Origin of the sequence: Paraburkholderia fungorum (assembly GCF_902833645.1) — a bacterium.
In the GTDB taxonomy this organism is placed as follows: domain Bacteria; phylum Pseudomonadota; class Gammaproteobacteria; order Burkholderiales; family Burkholderiaceae; genus Paraburkholderia; species Paraburkholderia fungorum.
Genome location: NZ_CADFGE010000001.1, coordinates 608,204 through 627,933, shown reverse-complemented (window position 1 = coordinate 627,933; position 19,730 = coordinate 608,204). Strand labels below are relative to the sequence as shown.

19 protein-coding genes are annotated in these 19,730 nt (G+C 61.1%); 7 read left to right on the top strand and 12 right to left on the bottom strand.

Going from position 1 to position 19,730, the window contains the following annotated elements:
- Positions 1-9: 9 nt before the first annotated feature.
- The 3 genes from HWX91_RS02810 to HWX91_RS02800 form a co-directional block, all read right to left on the bottom strand.
- The gene (locus tag HWX91_RS02810; protein ID WP_244143990.1) at positions 10-1,038 is read right to left on the bottom strand and encodes a response regulator; all 1,029 of its coding nucleotides are present in this window, start codon (positions 1,036-1,038) and stop codon (positions 10-12) included.
- On the bottom strand, positions 1,035-2,279 hold the full coding sequence (locus tag HWX91_RS02805; protein WP_235430020.1) for a sensor histidine kinase: 1,245 nt from the start codon (positions 2,277-2,279) through the stop codon (positions 1,035-1,037). The genes HWX91_RS02810 and HWX91_RS02805 overlap by 4 nt, the downstream gene beginning before the upstream one ends.
- 550 nt (positions 2,280-2,829) lie before the next feature.
- Positions 2,830-3,750, bottom strand: a complete 921-nt coding sequence (locus tag HWX91_RS02800) for a LysR family transcriptional regulator (protein ID WP_028195754.1) — start codon at positions 3,748-3,750, stop codon at positions 2,830-2,832.
- 132 nt (positions 3,751-3,882) lie between these two features.
- On the opposite strand from HWX91_RS02800, the gene HWX91_RS02795 reads away from it, so the two are divergent.
- Positions 3,883-4,656: an SDR family oxidoreductase gene (locus tag HWX91_RS02795; RefSeq protein ID WP_028195755.1), complete on the top strand. Its 774-nt coding sequence runs from the start codon at positions 3,883-3,885 to the stop codon at positions 4,654-4,656.
- Positions 4,657-4,762: 106 nt separating this feature from the next.
- Here the strand turns inward: HWX91_RS02795 and HWX91_RS02790 are convergent, their stop codons facing one another.
- The 4 genes from HWX91_RS02790 to HWX91_RS02775 all read right to left on the bottom strand — a co-directional run bounded on the left by HWX91_RS02790 (position 4,763) and on the right by HWX91_RS02775 (position 8,496).
- Positions 4,763-5,146 carry a nuclear transport factor 2 family protein gene (locus HWX91_RS02790; RefSeq protein WP_028195756.1) on the bottom strand — a complete coding sequence of 128 codons (384 nt, stop codon included), beginning with the start codon at positions 5,144-5,146 and terminating at the stop codon, positions 4,763-4,765.
- A 135-nt stretch (positions 5,147-5,281) separates the two neighbouring features.
- A complete protein-coding gene (locus HWX91_RS02785) occupies positions 5,282-6,286 on the bottom strand; it encodes a helix-turn-helix transcriptional regulator (protein WP_042274613.1) in 1,005 nt (334 codons plus the stop codon).
- Positions 6,287-6,377: 91 nt separating this feature from the next.
- Complete coding sequence (locus HWX91_RS02780; RefSeq protein WP_028195757.1) at positions 6,378-7,148, bottom strand: aldolase; 771 nt, start codon at positions 7,146-7,148, stop codon at positions 6,378-6,380.
- 28 nt (positions 7,149-7,176) lie between these two features.
- Positions 7,177-8,496, bottom strand: a complete 1,320-nt coding sequence (locus tag HWX91_RS02775) for an MFS transporter (protein WP_028195758.1) — start codon at positions 8,494-8,496, stop codon at positions 7,177-7,179.
- A gap of 238 nt (positions 8,497-8,734) precedes the next feature.
- On the opposite strand from HWX91_RS02775, the gene HWX91_RS02770 reads away from it, so the two are divergent.
- Positions 8,735-9,136 (top strand): hypothetical protein, encoded by a 402-nt coding sequence (locus HWX91_RS02770; RefSeq protein ID WP_028195759.1) that lies wholly within the window; start codon positions 8,735-8,737, stop codon positions 9,134-9,136.
- A 78-nt stretch (positions 9,137-9,214) separates the two neighbouring features.
- Here the strand turns inward: HWX91_RS02770 and HWX91_RS02765 are convergent, their stop codons facing one another.
- The 5 genes from HWX91_RS02765 to HWX91_RS02745 form a co-directional block, all read right to left on the bottom strand.
- Positions 9,215-10,462 (bottom strand): MFS transporter, encoded by a 1,248-nt coding sequence (locus HWX91_RS02765; RefSeq protein WP_042274615.1) that lies wholly within the window; start codon positions 10,460-10,462, stop codon positions 9,215-9,217.
- A 223-nt stretch (positions 10,463-10,685) separates the two neighbouring features.
- Positions 10,686-11,990, bottom strand: coding sequence for a dicarboxylate/amino acid:cation symporter (locus tag HWX91_RS02760; RefSeq protein ID WP_042274616.1), 1,305 nt, complete (start codon positions 11,988-11,990; stop codon positions 10,686-10,688).
- Positions 11,991-12,164: 174 nt separating this feature from the next.
- A complete protein-coding gene (leuD, locus tag HWX91_RS02755) occupies positions 12,165-12,779 on the bottom strand; it encodes a 3-isopropylmalate dehydratase small subunit (RefSeq protein WP_028195762.1) in 615 nt (204 codons plus the stop codon).
- On the bottom strand, positions 12,776-14,194 hold the full coding sequence (gene leuC / locus HWX91_RS02750) for a 3-isopropylmalate dehydratase large subunit (RefSeq protein WP_028195763.1): 1,419 nt from the start codon (positions 14,192-14,194) through the stop codon (positions 12,776-12,778). The genes leuD and leuC overlap by 4 nt, the downstream gene beginning before the upstream one ends.
- Positions 14,195-14,230: 36 nt before the next feature.
- A complete protein-coding gene (locus tag HWX91_RS02745) occupies positions 14,231-15,124 on the bottom strand; it encodes an alpha/beta fold hydrolase (protein WP_028195764.1) in 894 nt (297 codons plus the stop codon).
- Between the two features lie 116 nt (positions 15,125-15,240).
- Between HWX91_RS02745 and HWX91_RS02740 the strand changes: the two genes are divergently transcribed.
- The 5 genes from HWX91_RS02740 to HWX91_RS02720 all read left to right on the top strand — a co-directional run bounded on the left by HWX91_RS02740 (position 15,241) and on the right by HWX91_RS02720 (position 19,728).
- Entirely contained in the window at positions 15,241-16,131 is an 891-nt protein-coding gene (locus HWX91_RS02740; protein WP_028195765.1) for a LysR family transcriptional regulator, read from the top strand.
- Positions 16,132-16,272: 141 nt separating this feature from the next.
- Positions 16,273-17,232: an MBL fold metallo-hydrolase gene (locus HWX91_RS02735; RefSeq protein ID WP_102857563.1), complete on the top strand. Its 960-nt coding sequence runs from the start codon at positions 16,273-16,275 to the stop codon at positions 17,230-17,232.
- An 18-nt stretch (positions 17,233-17,250) separates the two neighbouring features.
- Positions 17,251-18,348, top strand: coding sequence for a CobW family GTP-binding protein (locus tag HWX91_RS02730; protein ID WP_042274673.1), 1,098 nt, complete (start codon positions 17,251-17,253; stop codon positions 18,346-18,348).
- A gap of 363 nt (positions 18,349-18,711) precedes the next feature.
- Positions 18,712-19,293, top strand: a complete 582-nt coding sequence (locus HWX91_RS02725; RefSeq protein ID WP_028195767.1) for a cysteine hydrolase family protein — start codon at positions 18,712-18,714, stop codon at positions 19,291-19,293.
- A 126-nt stretch (positions 19,294-19,419) separates the two neighbouring features.
- A complete protein-coding gene (locus HWX91_RS02720) occupies positions 19,420-19,728 on the top strand; it encodes a DUF4148 domain-containing protein (protein WP_081833018.1) in 309 nt (102 codons plus the stop codon).
- Positions 19,729-19,730 lie beyond the last annotated feature (2 nt).

The following is a 19,730-nucleotide window of genomic DNA, read 5'->3' as shown; positions in this document are numbered from 1 at the left end:
ACATGGAGTTTACGTGAGTGAACTCCATGTCTTCTGTATGTCGCGGTCCAGCCACTCGAGGTAACGGTCGTAACTCAGCACGTGGCCCAGATCAAACCCGGGCGGGTTGGGAATCACCGCATAAACGTAAGGCCGTTGCCCCGTAAACTGTGTTGCCGGGTGCATATAGCTTTCCCACGCAATACCGCCCGTGGGGAAGTACCCGCTGGTTTGCCAGAAGTACGGCAAGCTCCGACCGCTGTCCAGGGCTTCGAAAAAAGCCGCTGGCGCGCCTTGTACTTCGGCTATTTCTCGCACACCGCGCAGCGTTTCGTTCGTGTGGACAATCAGCAGATAGGACTTGCCGGCGCTGTCGAACATGAGCAGCCCGTTTGGCGAGTAGGAAAGGTAATGCTCGACAATACCGAGCGATTCAAAGAGTTCTCTTACCCGCGCACCCATCGCTTCGTCACGCAAGAACGTATATTCCGACGTCACCAGCGTGTCGAGAATGGACTGGCACCGGTTGTCGAAGTACGCATGCTGCATATCCCGCACCGCGCGATTTAAGGCGCTGACGGCCGATGTGTCCTGCTTGCGGATAAACCGATGAATGATGCCTTCGTTGAAGCTCTCCACCGCGATACGCTCGTCCGCCTTTCCGGTCAGCATGATCTTGCGTACAGCAGGGTCCGTTATGCGGCGGCAGAATTCGAGACCATTCAGCCCCGGCATGTCGTAATCCACGACGACAACCGACGCCGCCTGAAAACGGTCGTTGTCGAACACCTGATTACGGACCGCGTCGACGCTCATCGCGATGACCTGGTGAGCCTCGTCCTCATCGGTTCTATCGCGGTACGGAGCGAAGATCTGTTCCTCGGGCGCACCGTGACGAGGGCGTTGATTCACGAAGTGCAGCGCTTCTCTGGACGAACTGAAGAGCCGGAACGCAAGGTTCGGTTCGAGTTGCAGACACAGATTCGACAGGAATGCCGAACTGTCGTCGACGAACGTGACCGTCGTCGGAAAGTAGAAGGGTTTGATCGTATCCATCATGATGGCTTGGGAAAGGTCAACACAAATTCGGTATACACAGACTCGACCGAGGTACATTCGATGGAGCCGCCCATTGCACGCATGACGTCGCGGCAGAATGCGAGGCCAATGCCGGTGCCGACGGAAGCGTCATCCGCTTCGGCCGACGACGTATAGAAGCGCGTGAAGATGTGAGGAAGGACTTGGGGCGCGATGCCTACGCCGGTATCGCGAAAGAGGAGCCGGTTCGCGCGCGCGCCAGGTGCAAGCCGGATCGAGATCAGGGCGCTTTCGACATCCGCCATGCCGCGGAACGCGTTTTTCAGCAGGTTGAAAAGCACATGGACTACCAGCATGCTCGAACCTTCGAACGTGAAGTCGTTGATGAGATCCGTAAGTACCTGCTGCCGCTCTCCCTCGCGAAACGGATAGCGGGTGAGCGCGGTCTCCACGCATTGCCTGATCGAGCAGTCCGTGATCTGTTGGGAGTGCCCGTCGGTAAACCGCGCGTTCGCGAGCAGCATGTCAATAATGGTGTTGGAATGAACCGCCTCCTGCTCAATACGGGAGAGTACGCCGTCCATGGAATGAAGGTGAACGGAGCGGATCCTGGGCACGCGTAGTCCGCTGTCCTGAGCGATCCCGTATGTTTCGAGCAGCAAAGGCAGGTAGCTTCCGAGGCCGGCGGCGCCGGCGCGAATGGCGAGTAGCGGCGTACGCAGTTCGTGAGCAATGCTGCCGGCGGTCGCCAGCATGGCGCGTTCCTGTTCGACCCGGATGCGCTCCGTGTCGTAGTTCGCGATGGCGCCGATCGCGATCGCAAACGAGAAAATCGCCAGATGAACAAGGTACGACGAGTTCATACTGACGACGTCGGTTGTTGCCCAATAGGCGAGGTACGCAAGCGCAATACCGAGCAGGAAGTTGAGCACCAGCATGAGCCAGTCGAGCAGCAACACCATCACGAATGCAGCGATCAGCGCACTTTCGACCCACACGTTCGAGCCGTTGTTTTTCAACAGCATGAACGTGAAAAAGAATGGCAGTGAGTAAAAGATTGTCGCGTACCAGTAGTACGGCATGAGCTTTTTCGCCCACGACGGCCAGCGGTTGGAAAATACAATCGGGATAAACAGCGCGGAGCCGATCAGCCGCAGCGGCAGGTTTTCGTACGGCTGCGGAAAGAGGTCGTGCCAGATGTAGTAATAAAGCGGGAAGCCGACGATCGCAATGATCGAGAACGGGCGCATCCGGCGGCTCACGTATTGCAGGTTCCGCAGGGCAGGAGCGAACACCTGGGCAACGAATAGACGGATCGGCACCAACGTGCGGGCGCCCCGCGGTGGGTTTCTCGTTGCGTGCATTATTTCCAGAATAAAATATTTACCGCGTCTCTCAGGCAAGGTTCCGGCGTTGAAACTTTTGATGCTTCACGCCGCATCATCTGGATTATGCAGCGCGCGCATTTGTCTGCCTCAATTTACCAACCTGTCGAAGTCAATCGCCACGGCCGAAGCACAAATCTTGACCTAAGGCGGCGCCGATGTCACGGCAAATAATTGCCTCGCAAGCGCTTTGCGAATTGTCGCCCACGTGATCGTCTTGTGACCGTAGTCCGAATGACCTTGCGTCTATGCGCATTGAATCGACTGATGGTTCGTTCGTTATGGAGGCCGGCTTCCCCCGATAGTTTCGTCGCCCTATGAGGCGATCCATTCACCTCGGAACGGTTGATTGTGCAGATGGCCGAACTCGATTCGCATCTGTTCAACCCGCATCCTTGAGCAACGGGGGCAGACCTGAGCGGCGGCTTCATTTTCTTCCGCCCGAATCGCCAACGAGCTGCGCTTTCAATAGCGCGTCGAGCCAGTCGGCGAACACCTGAACCCGGCGCGACAAATGTTGCCGATGCGGATAGAGCAGGTTCATGGGCATGGGCGCGGCCCGGTATTCAGGCATCACCTCGATCAGTTCGCCCGCACGCAGATGCTGCTGCACGTCGTAGGCGGGAATCTGGATCAAGCCGAGTCCTGCAAGACAGCAGGCGATATACGCCTCCGCGCTGTTGACGCTCACGCGGCCTCGCGTGGTCACCGTCCTCGCGGTCTCGCCGTCGAGCCATTCCCATTGCGCAATACGTCCGCTCGAAGGCGACGCGTACTGAACGACCTGGTGAGCCGCCATATCGCCGGGCGTGGAAGGCGTACCGTGATGGGACAGGTAGAGGGGGCTCGCCACATTGATCAGCGGCAGATTGCCAATGGGGCGGGCGATCAGGCCGGAATCGTGCGGCTTACCTACGCGCAGAGCGCAGTCGACGCCTTCTTCAACGAGATCTATCGTGCGATCGGTCAGGCTGAGTGTGATATCGATCTTCGGGTAGGCAACGAGGAATTCCGGCAGCGCCGGTGCGATGATCAGCCGGCCTATACGGCCCGGCACATCGACGCGCAGCATGCCGCCTGGCCCTACCGAGGTCTGCCGGAACAGGTTCTCGGTCTCCTCGACATCGGCGATCAGGCGCAGGCAGCGCTCATAGAGCGCGGCGCCGTCCTGTGTTGGCGACACCTTGCGCGTGGTCCGATGCAGCAGGCGTGCGCCGATCCGTCCCTCCAGCTCCTGGATCGCAGCCGATACCGACGAGCGAGGCAAACCTAATGTATCCGCCGCGCGCGTGAAATTCGCACATTCGACAACGCGTGCGAAGACGCGAAACAGGTCAATACGATCCACGTTCGCTCCCGCCACTGTTCGACTTTTCTGACCAGTGATGTCAGAAACAGTAGGTTTAAATGATTTTTCTGGAATATATCATCCAACAGGATGAGAGGCTGCATCGGGCGGCTTCGGCACTGGGGATGAACCATGGCAGACCACAGCATCAAAGGTAAAACCGTCGTCATTGCGGGCGGGGCGAAGAATCTCGGTGGCTTGATTGCGCGGGATCTTGCTGCCCAGGGCGCCAGGGCGGTCGCGATCCACTACAACAGCGCGAGCTCGAAGGCGGCAGCGGACGAGACACTTGCCGCGATCAAATCGGCAGGCGCCACGGCCGTCGCTTTCCAGGCCGATCTGACCTCGGCCGGCGCGGTCGAGAAGCTGTTTGCGGATGTTGTCGCCGCGGTCGGCCGCCCTGATATCGCAATCAATACGGTAGGCAAGGTGTTGAAGAAGCCGTTCGTCGACATCACCGAGGCCGAGTACGATGAAATGACGGCGGTGAATTCCAAGTCCGCGTTTTTCTTTCTCAAGGAAGCCGGCAAGCACGTCAACGACAATGGCAAGATCGTCACGCTCGTCACGTCGCTGCTTGGCGCATTCACGCCGTTTTACGCAGCCTACGCGGGCACCAAGGCGCCGGTTGAGCATTTCACGCGCGCGGCAGCCAAGGAGTTCGGCGCGCGCGGCATCTCCGTGACGGCCATCGGTCCGGGGCCTATGGACACGCCGTTCTTCTATCCCGCCGAAGGCGCGGATGCGGTGGCGTACCACAAGACCGCCGCCGCGCTCTCGCCGTTCTCCACGACAGGGTTGACCGACATCGAGGACGTGGTGCCCTTTATCCGCCACCTGGTCAGCGACGGATGGTGGATTACGGGGCAGACCATTCTGATCAACGGCGGTTATACGACCAAGTAAGCGAGCGAGCCGACACGCGCTTGCGATAGAGGAGCCGCGCTGGTTCTGCAGCAAGCGCTAGCGATGTCGTGGCCGGCAAGCATGTTGTCAATTGCCGGCCGCCACTTCACACGATTTTCTGAACCCATTGGCTGCGCCAGGCCGGTGCTTCGAAGGGATCGGAAAAGTACTGGGTCTCGTGAACGACTTTGCCGTCGCGGAACTCCATGATGCTGACCGTGTAGGCCGCTCGCCCCTGATAGGTGATGCTGTATTCCGTGACCCAGAGATTGCCTTCGCCTTGAATTCGCCTGACGTCGAAACCGGACGGCTTATCCGGATGATGACCCCGCAGTGCCTGCAAATTCGCTCGCCCAACGATTCGCTCACCTGATTGTGGATAGTCACAGATGGCGTCGTCATCGTAGATATCGTGTTCCGCGTCGAGATCGCCGGCTGCCGATGCCTGCCAGTGTGCATTCAGCGCTTCACGTATGGTTTCTTCGTGCATGGCATGCCTCCGATATCGGTCACGTCAAGCTATTGCGGACGTCGCGGAATAAACCCGGGGCTGCCGGGGGCGCTGAAACGTCGAAATTCTCGCGCACAAGATCGAATCACCCGAACGAGTGCCAGGCAGGTATCTTCATCGCGCCCCGCTTCTGTCTTCCTGGACTGCGCTGCGGCTTAGCTTCCTGTATGCGCCTGGCGTGGCACCGAACCGCGCACGAAAGCTTCGGCTGAAATGCGCCGGGTCGTTAAAGCCATTTCTGTACGCAATGCGTTCGATCGACAAATCGGCGCAGAGCGGATTCGTCATATCGTCACGGCTTCGGCTCAGGCGACATTCCAGCACGAACCTTCCATAATGCGTGCCATTAGCTTCGAATACCTTATGAATATAGCGTTTCGACACGCTTAGTGCCCGCGCGCATGCTTCGACGTCCAGTTCCGGATCGTGGAGATTCGACGCAATAAACGCGCAGAGTTGCGACCATCGCAGAGGATTTGCACCGCCCGGGGCGGATTCGGCGCTTGCATCGCCCGCCGACTCCAGATAGGCCGCCGCCACCAGCGATACAAGCGACTGCTCCGCCGCGGCCGCCGTGTTTGCGTTCTGCTGCCCGAGCGAGGGCAAAACCGATTCGATGAATCGGTGCACTGTGAGGACAATTCCCGATTCGCCGCTGGCGCAGGCAGGTGCAAACGAGGAAAAACGCGACATCCCATGACCGAAAAGACGTGTGATCGGCAGACGCAGCATGACAAACTTTGCCGGCTTGTCGACGCGCGCCGTCGACGGTACGCGTGCACGCCGGAAAGTGATGTCGCCGGCTTTGAAAGGCAGCGTGCGCTGTTGCTGCGTGACCGTGCCGCAGCCGTCGAGCACGATCAGAACAATGACGTCATCGCCCACGAGATTTTGCAGATGTGCCCTTTCGTGGCGCACTTCCGACAACCCCAGTTGCACAGTCGCCAGCACCCCGCCGCCCATCAGCCGGCCTGCGCGGATTTCCCCCTCGGACCTGCCGCCGGCAAGCAGAATGTCGCCTGGTGTAACAATGTCGTCGAGTGAGAGCTTCCATTCGTCGACACAGCGCGCGGGCATTTCGCAGAGCGTCGGAGCGTACGGCAAGTCGACAGTGCGCATGACAAACTCCCGAAAGCGGCATTGTGGGTGGTGCCGGTGTAAGTCGTCCGATTATCGCGCAGCCCGCTGCCCGGCAAAAGCGACGAAAACCCTAGAAAAGAACCTCCGGTTCGCGCCGGATCACGCGCCGCCCGAACAACGCGAAACTCGCCTTGACGATGCTGGGCAGCAGCAGAAAATCGTGCGATTCCTGCGCCAGCGCCGGATCGATACTCACGATCTGGCCCATCGATCTGGCTAGAATCTGGCTACGCGCGGCGCGTTCGATCAGCACGGATAGATAAGCCGATTCCTCGATCGAGGAGGTGGCCGCAAGAAATCCGTGATTTGCCAGCAGGATCGTCCGCTTATTGCCGAGCGCGCCGGAGATGATTTCCCCCTCATTATCCGCGATAGGCAGTCCCGGCCATTCCTTCAAAAAAGCGCAGTCGTTAAAGAATGGCGTCGCATCCATGTGGGCGACTTCAAGCGGCACGCCCGTCATTGAGAGGGCGTTTACATACGGCGGATGCGTATGAACAATGCAGTTGACATCCGGCCGGCGCCGGTAGATCCACAAATGAAAACGGATCGCGGGGTTAGCCATACCACCGCCTTCGATCACACGCATTTCATCGTCGATACGAATGACGCTGCTGCGCGTGACTTCATCGAAACCAACCGCCATCGCGGTCGTCAGGAACGTACCGTCGCCAACGCGCAGCGTAATCTGCCCCGCGAGGGTCTCGGAGTGCCCTTCGTGCGCGAGCATCCGGCACGTCAGCGCAAGCTTTTGCCGGGCGTCCCATGCGCCCTGCTCGAGCTTATGGTCCATCTCCGCGGCGATGCCGCGGCTCAGATTCGATTTGTCATGTTCGCTCATGGGAATCTCCTTGTGTTCGGATAATGACTCAGGACTGACCAGCCTGCGATTGCGCAACCGGCTCGCGAATCGTGTTCGATACAGTGCCGCTGCGCGGCGCAAGCAGCACGAAGCTGGCGGCAATCAACGAACTCACAGCGACGTAGCACGCGACCCACAGGGGATCGCCATTGCGCGCGGCGAGCAACGCGGAGCAGATCACCGGGCTGATGCCGCCGCCAATGATTGCGCCGATCGCCCCTATGGATACGCCGGAAAAACGCACCTTGACGTCGAACATATCGGCAAAGAAACCGCCTTGCGGGCCGTACATCAACGGATGGATCAGACCGAGTGCAATGACGATGGCGAGTTTGACCAGAGCCGGATCGCGCGTGTTCAGCAGGGTGAAATACGGCCAGACGTAAAGCGCGCACGCGAGCAGGCCAGCCAGGTAGATCGGCTTGCGGCCAATGCGATCGGACAGGGCGGCGAACAGCGGCACCATGAAGACGGCCAGCATAGCGCCAGCCATGATCGCGGCGAGCACCACCTGGCGCGGCAGCGCCAGATGGACGGTGACGTAGGCGACGGAAAACAGCAGCACAAAGATCGACCACGTGATTTCGCCGAGTCGTGCCATAAAGACAATCGCGATTTCCCGGCGATTGTTACGAAACAGGTCGGCGAGCGGAAAACGTGCGACGGCCTGGGTCGCCTTCATCTGCTCGAATTCATGCGCTTCAGGCAGCCGTACGCGTCCGAGCAGCCCGATTACCAACAGCACCGCACTGAACAGGAACGGAATCCGCCAACCCCAGGTGAGAAAATCGGCTTCCGGCAGTCTCGACGTGAGAAGCAAAGCACCCGTCGACAACAGCGCACCGCCGTAGCTCCCCGAGTTGCTCCAGCTTCCGTACAGGCCACGGCGTCCCGCCGGCGCACTTTCCACGCTGAGCACGGTGGCGCCGCTTTGCTCGCCACCGATCGCAAGGCCTTGGAATATTCGCAGCAGCGTCAGCAGGATCGGCGCCCAGATACCGATCTGGGCGTACGTCGGCAGGCAACCGACGAGCGTCGACGCCGTGCCCATCACCAGCAGCGTGGCAAGCAGCAGCGTCTTGCGGCCGATGCGATCGCCGAAATGCCCGCAGATCAGCGCCCCCGCGCCACGCGCAAAATAGCCGGCCGCGTAGGTGCCGAGCGAAGCGATCGTGCCGGCGAGCGGATCAAGCGTCGGAAAGAAAATCTTGCTGAACACGAGCGCCGAGGCCGTCCCATACAGCAGGAAATCGTATTGCTCGATCGCCGTGCCGAGAAACGCCGAGATGAAAACATACAGCCTCTGCTTGCGTGGGGCTGGGGACATGTGCGCCTCCTGGCATTTGTCTTTGTGTTCCCAGCTTAATTTTTGGCCGCACGGGCGGCTTGTCTCCGGCGGAATCCAGAACTTGATCCAGAGTGAACCTGCACTCTACGAGTCGGCGGGCCACGCTGCATGCCGACAATCGCCCCGCTGCCGCACTCGCGGGCGCACCCGCTTTTGCACCCGCTGGGCAAGATGCCATTACAATCCAGCACTTCTAGCCGAAACGGTAATTTGCGCCATGAGACTCCTTCGTGCATCGACATTCGCAGTGGTTATCGCGGCCGCCAGTCCGGCCGCGATAGCCCAAACATCCGGAAGCACCGCTACCCCAAAATTGCAGTGCGCCATTGGGTATGTCACCGGTGTCGGGGGCGCGGAACAGAGCTTCCGCGAATACATTGCGACGCCGGATCGAGACAAATATCGTTACCTCGCCGACAACCCGATTCAATGCAAGGTCTCGGATGAAGGTCGCGCATCGGGCTGTACCGGTGTCACCAATCTGCGGAATGAAAAGGTCAGCGTGTACGACGATATCGACAACGAGACGACGGCCGTGGTGGCGCGCGTGGAACTCGACCACGGGACATACCCGGTGATTATCGACGTGCGAACGAAGGATGTGCGCTGCGAGGAGTGATTTTCTGCTCAGCGCACGTTGCGCCTCTTTTGCACTCTGCGCGGGCACGGACTCCAGGCTTTGAGCTTCGCGTGCCGTTCAGTCCACCGACCTGCCAGCCCGCCTGAGTGCGGGCCAGAATCCCCACAAACCCAATAGCGGACCGGGCAGCAGCAGCCATGCGGAATCGAGGCCGAGGCGTTCGAACAGCGCAGTGGCGAGCGCAATCGACACCACAGTGAGCGAGAAACCGATCGAATTCTGAATGGCGAGCGCACTGCCCACCCACTCTCGCGGACACGCTTTCGCCGAGAGCGCCGAAAACTGCGGCGAGTCGGCAATGACCGTCGCGCCCCAGACAAGCAGCACGGTGAGCAGCACGCCAGCGGGCAGCGCGCGCCAGCCGCACACGAACACCACACTGCACAAGCCTGACAATGCCAGTGCGGCCGCCGCGACGCGAGCGCTGCCGATACGGCGCGAGAGCGCGCCGCCGACAACACACCCCAGTGCACCGCAACCGATGATCAGAAACGACAATCCCGACACGCCGCCGAGATGGAAGTGCTGCGCGAGCGCGGCTTTCGCGACATAGAGCGGCACCACGGTCCAGAACGCATACAACTCCCACATGTGACCGAAATAGCCGAAAGCCGCCGCACGGAACTGTGGCAGGCGAAACGCGGACAACACGCCGCGGCCACCGTCGCGCGTTTTCTCACGCGTGGCCGCAAGCGTCTTCAGATGTGGACCGTCGCCAAGCAGATGGATCAGCGCGGCGCCGCCCAGCGCGAGAATCGACGAAGCAAGAATGACCTCCCGCCACGGCAGGTTCGTGCCGATGAACCGCAGGCCATGCGGCAATGCCGTGCCGAGCGTCAGCATGCCGACCAGTTGAGCGAGCGCTGCGCCCGCACGCTCGGGTGCCCAGCTTAGGATCAGTTTCATTCCCAACGGGTAGATGCCGGCGAGCGACACGCCAACCAGAAAGCGGAAGATGGCCGCCGAAACCAACCCTGAGGAAAGCCATGCGAACCCCGCGTTGAACGCAGCGCCCGCGATCGCACTGCACACGAAAATCGCGCTTGCGCGAAAACGGTCCGCGCAACCGGTCAACGACAAGGTCAACGTGCCGAGGATGAAACCCAATTGCACCGCACTCGTCAGCAAACCGATGTCCGATGCGCCGATATGCCATGCGCGCATCAGGTCGGCGGCAGCGCTGTTAGCGCTGAACCACAGCGACGTGCCAAACAGTTGGGCGAGCGAGATCGTCGCCACGGGTCCAGGCCAGCGGGTCAGCACATGATGAAGCGATCGCCCTCTGACTGGTTTTGACAGATTCATTATTGACGTAGGCACCCGCTAAAGCGAAAGATAGCGATCCGCACACGCGCGCGCCGGAGCCGATTCGACAGACGCCGGTTTGCATGGCGCGTGCTCGCTAGTCTCCCAGAAGCGGCCTTGTAAATCTGATCGCGGTGCGCCCGAGGCGCCCAGTGATCGTATCGCCAACCTACCCCGCTGTCGAGAATTTCAATTCCACGCCAGGAAATCGACGCTACGCCCTTCACTCCCGAATGGATTCCGTCTCGACGATGCCGGCATCTGCCTGGCTGGCGTTCAACTCGATTGCAAGCTTCTTGCGATCCAGGCTGCCTTCCCAGGCCGACACCACGATCGACGCCACGCCGTTGCCGACGATGTTGGTCAGTGCCCGGCACTCGGACATGAAACGATCGATGCCAAGGATCAACACCATCGCGGTAACCGGCACGGTCGGAACCGCGGAAAGGCTCGCGGCCAGCGTGATGAAACCCGCGCCTGTCACGCCGGTCGACCCTTTCGACGTCAGCATCGTGACGAGCAGCAACGTGATTTCCTGCGCGAGCGTGAGATGCGTATTGGTGGCTTGCGCGAGGAACAACACGGCTAGCGTCATGTAGATATTGGTGCCGTCGAGGTTGAACGAGTAGCCCGTCGGCACAACAAGCCCCACGATGCCGCGCGGACAGCCCAGCCGTTCGAGCTTGTCCATCAGTTGCGGCAACGCCGCCTCCGACGTCGAGGTGCCGAGCACGATCAGCAGTTCATCGCGGATGTATGCGAGGAACCGCCAGAGGCTGAAGCCGCATAGTCGCGCGACAGAGCCCAGCACGATCGCGACGAACAGGAACGAGGTCAGATAGAACGTGCCGATCAGCTTGAGCATCGGCAATAGCGACTCAATGCCGTAGCGGCCGATCGTAAACGCCATCGCACCGAACGCACCGATCGGCGCGAGACTCGTGATCATTCGCACGATGCGGAAGAACGCCTTCGACAACGACTCGATCAGACCGGTCACGGAGGCGGCGCTCTCGCCCATCAGCGCGAGCGCGGTGCCGAACAGCATCGCGATGAGCAGCACGGGCAGGATGTCCCCTTGCACGAGCGCGCCGAGGAAGGTCTCGGGCACCATATGCATGATGAAACCGGCAATGCCGTCGCCATGCGTTGCCTGCTGGGCGTAGCTTGCCACAGCGCTGGTGTCGAGCGTCGCCGGATCGACGTTGAAGCCTTTGCCGGGCGCGAGCACGTGCGCGGCGAGCAAGCCGATTGCCAGCGCGAACGTCGACGCAAGCTCGAAGTACAGGAGCGCCTTGCCGCCGACGCGCCCGACCTTCTTCATGTCCTGCATACCCGCGATACCAGTGACGACCGTGCAGAAAATCACCGGGCCGATGATCATGCGCACGAGCTTGATGAACAGATCGCCGAGCGGTTTGAATGCAATAGCCGCGTGCGGCGCAAAGTGGCCGAGCAGCACGCCCGCAGCGATGGCGAACAGCACCTGCACGTACAGAATCGTGTAGAAAGGTTTGCGGGTGTTCATGGTGCCTCCGTTAGGGGGCAGCGAACGAAAGCGAGTGTGGGGGTTGTTCATTCGTCTCCTCCGTTTTTTGGGCAAAGCAGGTCCGTTCCCTTCTCTGCCTGGAAGAGAATCGGCGATTCGGATAGTGTCAGGCGCTGCCGCCGCGCTTCATATGACAGCGCGACGGCCAGGCGGTCACATCACCTGTGCCCAGGGATGCCGGACAAAATGCTCGCGTTCGAATGCCTCGATCTCGGCGACGCATGCCAAGGTCAGATCGACGGTGTCCATGCCTTCGATCACCATGCGTTTGTGGCGTGCGCCGATGGGATACGGGTACACATGCCCCGAGGCAGACGTCACCGTTTGTCGTTCGAGATCGATCGCGACCGATGTGCCGGGAGCGTCGATCGCCTCGCGCAGCAATGCATCGACAACGCCACGCTCCAGTTGCACGAGCAGCAGCCTGTTGTTCATCGCGTTCGAATAGAAGATCTCCGCGAAGCTCGGCGCGATCACCGCCTGAACGCCGTACTGCTGCAAGCCCCATACCGCATGTTCGCGGCTCGATCCGCAACCGAAATTGGAGCCGCCAAGCAGGACACGCGCATTCGCGTAGCGGGGCTGGTTGAGTACGCAGTCGGCGCGCGGCGCGCCGTGTTCGTTAAAACGCAGGTCGTATAGCAGGCCATCCGCGAGACCCGCCTTGTCGATAATGCGCAGAAACTGCTTGGGCATGATCTGGTCGGTGTCGAGGTTGTCGATCGGCAGCGGCACAGCGCTGCCTTCGATGATCGTGAGTCGCGTCATGGTGCTTGTGTCTCCAGAGTGCGGACATCGGTGATGCAGCCGGTCAATGCCGCCGCGGCCGCCATCGCCGGGCTCATCAGGTGCGTGCGGCCACCGCGTCCCTGGCGGCCTTCGAAATTGCGGTTCGTTGTCGATGCACAGCGTTCGCCGGCTTCGAGCACGTCGTCGTTCATCGCGAGGCACATCGAGCAGCCCGGCTCACGCCATTCGAAGCCTGCATCGATCAGCGTCTGCGCAATGCCTTCCTGTTCGGCGACGCGGCGCACGCTCCCCGAGCCCGGCACAACCATCGCGCGCACGCCGTCGGCAACGTGCTTGCCTCGCACGAGCGCGGCGACCGTGCGCAAATCCTCAATACGCCCGTTGGTGCACGAGCCAATAAACACGCGGTCGATGTGCGTACCCGTCAGCGCTTGCCGCGCGGACAGCCCCATGTAGTCGAGCGCGCGGCGCAGCGATGCGGCGGCCTCGGGTGTCGCTTGCATCGATTCGTCGGGAATAGGCTGGTCGATCGCAACGGCCTGATCGGGGCTCGTGCCCCACGTGACAAACGGCGCGATGTCGTGCGCGTCGAAGCGGTACTCGGCGTCGAAGCTGGCGTCGGCGTCGGAATACAGGTTGCGCCAGTCGTCGAGCGCGTTTTGCCAGGCCGTTTGATCGAGCGAAGGCGTGTGGGCACGCACGTAATCGAAGGTGGTCTGATCAGGCGCGATCAGCGCGGCGCGTGCGCCCGCTTCGACGGTCATATTGCACAACGTCATGCGCGCCTCGGCGGAGAGCGACGCGATGGTCGACCCGCTGAACTCGACGGCATAGCCGCGCGCACCCTGGGCGCCGATCTGGCTGATCAGCCAGATGACCACATCCTTCGACGACGTGCCGTACGGCAACGCGCCGTCGATCGTGATACGCATGGTCTGCGCCACCCGGTAGACGAGCGTTTGCGTCGCCAGCACATGCTCGACTTCCGAGGTGCCGATGCCGAACCCCAGCGCGCCAAGCGCGCCATACGTGGTGGTGTGGCTATCGCCGCACAGCACGACCATGCCCGGGCGGATCAGTCCGAGTTCGGGCGCGACGATATGCTCGATGCCCTGCAGTGGGTCGTCGGCCGCGAACAGCCGGATACCGGCGCGCTCGCAGTTGCGTGCGAGATTTTGCGCTTGCAGCAGCGACGCGGCATCGCGAATCACCCGCGGCGATTCGGCGTGCGTGGGAATGATATGGCTCACGACAGCCATCTGCTGACGCGGCCGGCGCACGCTCCGCCCACGCGCGTCGAGCGCGCTGAACGCTTGCGGACTGGTGTACTCGTTCATCAGATGGAGATCGACGTACAGCAGCACGTTCTGTTCATCGATTCGCGACACGAGGTGCGAATCGACAAGCTTCTGATAGAGGGTTCGTTTCGACATGGTGTTCATCCTGAGGCCGGTGGCGAGTCAGCGCGCTCAGGCCGTGATTGCCAGGGTGGTGAGGAAAGGCAGTATGTGCTCCAGCAGGAGCTGCGGGGCCTCTTCCGCGATGTAGTGGCCGCAAGACAGCGCCTGGCCTTGCACGTGGGGCGCGTATGGCCGCCATTCCGCGAGCGGGTCGAAGCATTTCTCGATCACGCCGTCCGCGCCCCATAGCGCCATAAACGGGCAGGCGATCTGCTGTTGCGCAGCCAGCGTTGCGCGGTCGTGCTCGAGATCGATCGTCACGCTCGCGCGGTAGTCCTCGCAGATACCGTGCGCAGTGTCGGGATCGGACACGCAGCGCAGATATTCCGCGTAAGCCGCCGCGGTGAACGGCGCAAGACCCGCGCTGCGCGCGCCCATCGTCTGCTTGAGGTATAGGTCCGGATCCGCGCGAATCAGTGTTTCAGGGAACGGCGCGGGGCGTATCAGCATGAACCAGTGCCAGTAGGCGCGCGCGAACTCGAACGAGGTCTTCTCATACATCGCCAGCGTCGGCGCGACGTCGAGCGTGACGAGGCACGTCACCGCGTCCGGGTGATCGAGCGCCATGCGCGCGGCGACACGTCCGCCCCGGTCGTGGCCGATCACCGCGAACGAGGCGAAGCCAAGGCTGCGCATGAGTTCGACCTGGTCGAGCGCCATGCGGCGCTTCGAGTAGTTGGCATGGTCGGCGGTGCCTTGCGGCTTGCCGCTGTCGCCGTAGCCGCGTAAATCCGCCGCAATCACAGTGAAATGCCCGGCGAGCGCGGGCGCAACCTTGTGCCAGATTGCGTGCGTTTGCGGATGACCGTGCAACAGCAAAAGCGCAGGGCCGCTCCCGCCCTTGATTGCGTGAATCCTGATGCCGTCGACATATGCCGACGCGTCCGTAAAACCTTCGAACATGCTTGCCTCCCGATGTTGCTTGAAGTCTAATTGATGAAATAGACGATTTGGTTTCCGAGAAAGCAATCCGATCGTAACTTTCAGGAACGAATCAAGCAGCATGAAGGAGTGGGGCAATGGACGGCTTCTCAGATCTGAATCTGTTCGCGCTCGTGGCGCGGCATCGCAATCTTGCCGCTGCGGCACGCGAGTTGGGTGTGACGCCGCCCGCCGTCAGCAAGCGGCTCGCGCAACTGGAGCGGCGCCTTGGCGTGCGGCTGATGAATCGCACCACGCGACGCCTCTCCCTCACGCCGGAGGGCGAGCTTTACCTCTCGAACGGCTCGCGCATCCTCGACGAACTGTCGGAGCTGGAGCAACTGGTGATGCGCAGCCGGGCCGAGCCGACCGGGTTGCTGCGCGTGAACGCATCGTTCGGGTTTGGGCGGGCACACATTGCACCGGCGGTGTCGGAATTCGTCGCGCGCTTTCCCGCGATGAAAATCCAGTTGCATCTGACCGACCGGCCGATGAGCCTGCAAGACGAAGGTTTCGATGTCGGCATCCGCTTCGGCGAGGTGCCCGACGCGCGTATCAATGCGCGTTTGCTGCTGAAGAACCGGCGCATCGTGTGCGCTTCGCCGGCTTATCTCGAGCAGTATGGCAAGCCTTCAGTACCGCACGATCTGACTCGCCATGCTTGCATCGTGCTGCGCGAGAACGACTCGGCCTACGGCACATGGCATCTCTCGCGCGGCAAGCGAACGGAAACGATCAAGGTCGACGGAGCACTATCGAGCAATGACGGAGGTACGGTGCTCCACTGGGCACTCGAAGGACGCGGCATTGTCGTGCGCTCCCAGTGGGAGATCGATGGCTATCTCGCACGCGGAGAGCTCGTGCCCTTGCTGGACGATTGGGCGCTGCCGGACGCCAATATCCATGCGATCTATCTGGAACGGAACCAGCTCTCGGTGAAGCTCAGAACGTTCGTCGACTTCCTGGGCAAGTATCTTCAAACGTCCTGAAAAGCGGGATGATGATTTAAGCTTCGTTAAAGCGCTCAAGCAGATGCAGCGCCCGGCGCTAGAATCGGGCACCCCATTAAAAATCTCAGGAGACACAGCCCCATGAGTGATCAGCCGTTCGGCCGCTCCCGTCGTGATTTCATGCGTATCGCCGTTACGGCAGGCACCACCGCCGCGCTGCCGTGGATGCAGGACGCCCATGCGCAGTCACCGGCCAACGCCGCAGGCTCGGCGCCCGTCGCGGGTCATTCGGCAAAAGGCACGCAGTTGATCCTGCTCGGCACCAAGGGCGGCCCGACACCGTCCGACCTGCGCGCCGCGCCGGCGAACGTGCTGGTGGTCGACGGCCAGCCCTATGTGGTCGATTGCGGCAATGGTGTCGCGCTGCAACTGACCAAGGCGGGCATCAAGCTGCCGGGCATCCGCGACATCTTCCTGACTCACCATCATTCGGATCACAACGCCGACCTCGGCAACCTCGTATTTCTCGCCTGGGCCACCGGTCTGCGCACGCCGGTCAATCTGTACGGACCGCCGCGCATGACAAAGATGATCGACGACTTTGTCGATATGAACGCGATCGATCTGGACGTACGCATGCGCGAAGAAGGCCGCCCGCCGTTCCGGCCACTGATCAACATCCATGAATTCGACGGCCCGCGCCTCGTGATGGAAGACGAGCGTGTACGTGTCACCTCGACACTGGTCGACCACTACACGATCAAGCCGGCCTTCGCCTACCGCTTCGAGACCAAGGACCGCACCGTCGTCTTTTCCGGCGACACGACCTACTACCCGCCGCTGGCCGAGTTCGCGAAAGGCGCTGACGTACTGGTGCACGAAGTGATGTACCTGCCCGCGCTCGAAAAACTGATGAAGACCGTCGACAACGCGCCGACGCTGCTCGATCACCTCATGAAGAGCCACACCACCACGGAACAGGTCGGCAGGATCGCCGCGGCGGCGGGCGTCAAGACGCTGGTGCTGAGCCATTTCGTGCCGGGTGGCGATCCCGCGATCACAGACGAGATGTGGGCGGCCGATGCGCGCAAGCATTTCGACGGACAGATCATCGTCGGAAAAGATCTGCAGGTTATCTGAGTGCCGGAACAAGCCACCATGCAATCCGCCGCGATTCCCCTGACATTGCTGACCGGCTTTCTCGGTTCGGGTAAGACCACGTTGCTCAATCGCCTGCTGCCGCAACCGGCGCTGGGCCGTTGTGCCGTGGTGATCAACGAACTGGGCGCGATCGGTCTCGATCATCTATTTGTCAGCACCTCGCGCGACGAGACCATCGCGCTGCTGGAAAACGGCTGTCTGTGTTGTGGCGTGCGCGACGAACTGGCTGCGACCGTGGCCGATCTACTGGAGCGCCGCGCGCGCGGCGAGATTCCCGCCTTCGAGCGGATTCTGATCGAGACCACGGGGCTTGCGCGGCCCGGCCCGGTGATCTCGCTGCTGCTCGGCGACCCGGCGCTTGAAGGTCGTTTGCAGCTCGACGGCATCGTGACGACCGTGGATGCGAAACACGGCGCCGCGCAACTTGCCCGGCATGAGGAGTCGCGTCAGCAGGTGGCGGTCGCGGACCGGCTGTTGCTGACAAAGGCCGAACTGGTCGATGCGCCCGCGCTTGCCGAACTCGAAGCGGCGCTTGAAGCGCTGAATCCGGGTGCGACGCGCATCCCGGTGCGCAACGGCGAGATTGAAGCACAGCAACTGCTCGATATTCTCACGCCGCGTGCGTTGCGGCCCTGGTTGCGCGCCGAGCCTTCGCCACGCAAGTTGCTGATGCGTGGCGCAGCGGCGTCACGTGCGGCTCATCCGGACATCGACAGTTTCTGCCTGACCTACTTGCAGGCATTGCCTATGCAGCCGTTCGAAACCGCGCTGACGGTATTGCTCGGCTATCACGGCGAACGCATCCTGCGGGTCAAGGGGATCGGCAATTTCATCGGCGAATCGCGGCCCGTTGTGTTCCATGGCGTGCAGCAGTTGCTGCATGAACCGATACGGCTCGAAGCATGGCCTGACGACGATCACACAACACGGCTCGTGTTCATCGTGCAAGGGCTCGCCAGTTCGGTGATCGAAGAAACGATCACGCATTTTCTGCGCGAAGCGGGAGTGAACGAACTAGCGGAAGATGATGCGGCGCTTTCCGATGGACCGCCTCTCGCCGCCATGGATCGCGCATCAGGTTATCGCTTGGGATAAGGCGTGCCGTCTTTGTGCACAAACCAGATAAACGGCCGTTGCAGAGGAGTGGTTGATCAGGTGATGGCCATTACCAGTGCCTTGTGGAAACGCCGCCAAAGCCCTCCAATTCTCGGAATCGGTTTTGGCAACTGAAACGATGTAATGACGGTGATCATCGAAACGCTCCCTCCGTTGTGAAGACGTTAGAGATCCTGCCCTGTGTGCGACACGCATCAATTCTATGGTCGGCTAACCGGCATGACGACATGAAGTATTATTTCCACGGCAGCGAAGCGTCGTTTTGACCTTGCATGCTTCGCTACGCTCAGCTCTCACTGGTTGCGAATATGAACCACGTGCCGACGTAAAGGAGACGGTTAAATGGAGGCAGTAGCGTTGCCAGCGGCAATCACGCCGGCGCACACCGCGCTTATCGTCATGCATTATCAGACCGACATTCTCGGGCTCTTTCCATCGGTCGCACCCGCGTTGCTCGCCAATACGCGCAAACTATGCGACGCCGCGCGGGCCAAAGGTGTCAGCGTCTATTTTGCCAACCTCCGGTTCAGCCCGGGCTATCCGGAAGTCAGCCCATTGAACAAGAATGGGCAGGGAATCAGACAACTCGGCCTCTTCGTCGACGACCGGATCGCGCCGGAGTTGGGTCGGCAGGCCCATGAACCGGTCATCATCGCGCATCGCGCCAGCGTGTTCTTCGGCACCGACCTGCAGGTACGGCTTTCCGCACAAGGTATCGATTCGTTGATTATGGTTGGGATTGCGTCGACCGGCGTCGTGCTGTCGTCGGTGGCTTATGCGAGCGACGCAGACTTCCGCCTGTACACGGTCAAGGATTGCTGCTACGACCCGGATCAGGTTGTGCATGAACATCTGTTTTCCACCGCATTCGATTCCCGCACCACGGTGCTGTCGCTCGCGGATGCTTTGCAGTTGCTCGCCTAGACGCGCGACGCCTGCTCCGGAGCACACCTGGGCTCGTGGAGTGACCTGGGGTTCGCTGGTTCAGCAGACCGCGTCTGGCCGTTTGCCACTGTTGTTTTGTGTCGCTTGAATGGAGTGAGACGTAATATGAAGAACCAACCGCGAAAGTGGCTGAGGCTTTCTCCGTTGCTTATATTGCTCGCCGGCTGCGCGGCGGGTGGCGTGCCGCAAAGCACGGCGCATTTGAGTACATTGCAATGCCGCGACCTGGCCGCACTCAGGAACAATGCGCCTCCAACCCCGGAGCGAAATCGCAGCGAACTGGCAGCTTTGAGGCAAGCGGGCTATGACCCGTCCAGGTGGTACGACCCATACTATCCGGAGGATCTGCAAGCGGCACAGCGTCAGGTCGACCGCTGGTTCCAGACGGAATGCCAGCAGGTACCACCGGCTTGACG

What these genes read in the sequence shown, in the direction of transcription:
- HWX91_RS02810 (WP_244143990.1), bottom strand. Translation starts at nt 1,038, where the DNA reads ATGATGGATACGATCAAACCCTTCTACTTTCCGACGACGGTCACGTTC.
- HWX91_RS02795 (WP_028195755.1), top strand. Translation starts at nt 3,883, where the DNA reads ATGGCAGACCACAGCATCAAAGGTAAAACCGTCGTCATTGCGGGCGGG.
- HWX91_RS02790 (WP_028195756.1), bottom strand. Translation starts at nt 5,146, where the DNA reads ATGCACGAAGAAACCATACGTGAAGCGCTGAATGCACACTGGCAGGCA.
- HWX91_RS02785 (WP_042274613.1), bottom strand. Translation starts at nt 6,286, where the DNA reads ATGCGCACTGTCGACTTGCCGTACGCTCCGACGCTCTGCGAAATGCCC.
- HWX91_RS02780 (WP_028195757.1), bottom strand. Translation starts at nt 7,148, where the DNA reads ATGAGCGAACATGACAAATCGAATCTGAGCCGCGGCATCGCCGCGGAG.
- HWX91_RS02775 (WP_028195758.1), bottom strand. Translation starts at nt 8,496, where the DNA reads ATGTCCCCAGCCCCACGCAAGCAGAGGCTGTATGTTTTCATCTCGGCG.
- HWX91_RS02770 (WP_028195759.1), top strand. Translation starts at nt 8,735, where the DNA reads ATGAGACTCCTTCGTGCATCGACATTCGCAGTGGTTATCGCGGCCGCC.
- HWX91_RS02765 (WP_042274615.1), bottom strand. Translation starts at nt 10,462, where the DNA reads ATGAATCTGTCAAAACCAGTCAGAGGGCGATCGCTTCATCATGTGCTG.
- HWX91_RS02760 (WP_042274616.1), bottom strand. Translation starts at nt 11,990, where the DNA reads ATGAACACCCGCAAACCTTTCTACACGATTCTGTACGTGCAGGTGCTG.
- leuD (WP_028195762.1), bottom strand. Translation starts at nt 12,779, where the DNA reads ATGACGCGACTCACGATCATCGAAGGCAGCGCTGTGCCGCTGCCGATC.
- leuC (WP_028195763.1), bottom strand. Translation starts at nt 14,194, where the DNA reads ATGTCGAAACGAACCCTCTATCAGAAGCTTGTCGATTCGCACCTCGTG.
- HWX91_RS02745 (WP_028195764.1), bottom strand. Translation starts at nt 15,124, where the DNA reads ATGTTCGAAGGTTTTACGGACGCGTCGGCATATGTCGACGGCATCAGG.
- HWX91_RS02740 (WP_028195765.1), top strand. Translation starts at nt 15,241, where the DNA reads ATGGACGGCTTCTCAGATCTGAATCTGTTCGCGCTCGTGGCGCGGCAT.
- HWX91_RS02735 (WP_102857563.1), top strand. Translation starts at nt 16,273, where the DNA reads ATGCGTATCGCCGTTACGGCAGGCACCACCGCCGCGCTGCCGTGGATG.
- HWX91_RS02730 (WP_042274673.1), top strand. Translation starts at nt 17,251, where the DNA reads ATGCAATCCGCCGCGATTCCCCTGACATTGCTGACCGGCTTTCTCGGT.
- HWX91_RS02725 (WP_028195767.1), top strand. Translation starts at nt 18,712, where the DNA reads ATGGAGGCAGTAGCGTTGCCAGCGGCAATCACGCCGGCGCACACCGCG.
- HWX91_RS02720 (WP_081833018.1), top strand. Translation starts at nt 19,420, where the DNA reads ATGAAGAACCAACCGCGAAAGTGGCTGAGGCTTTCTCCGTTGCTTATA.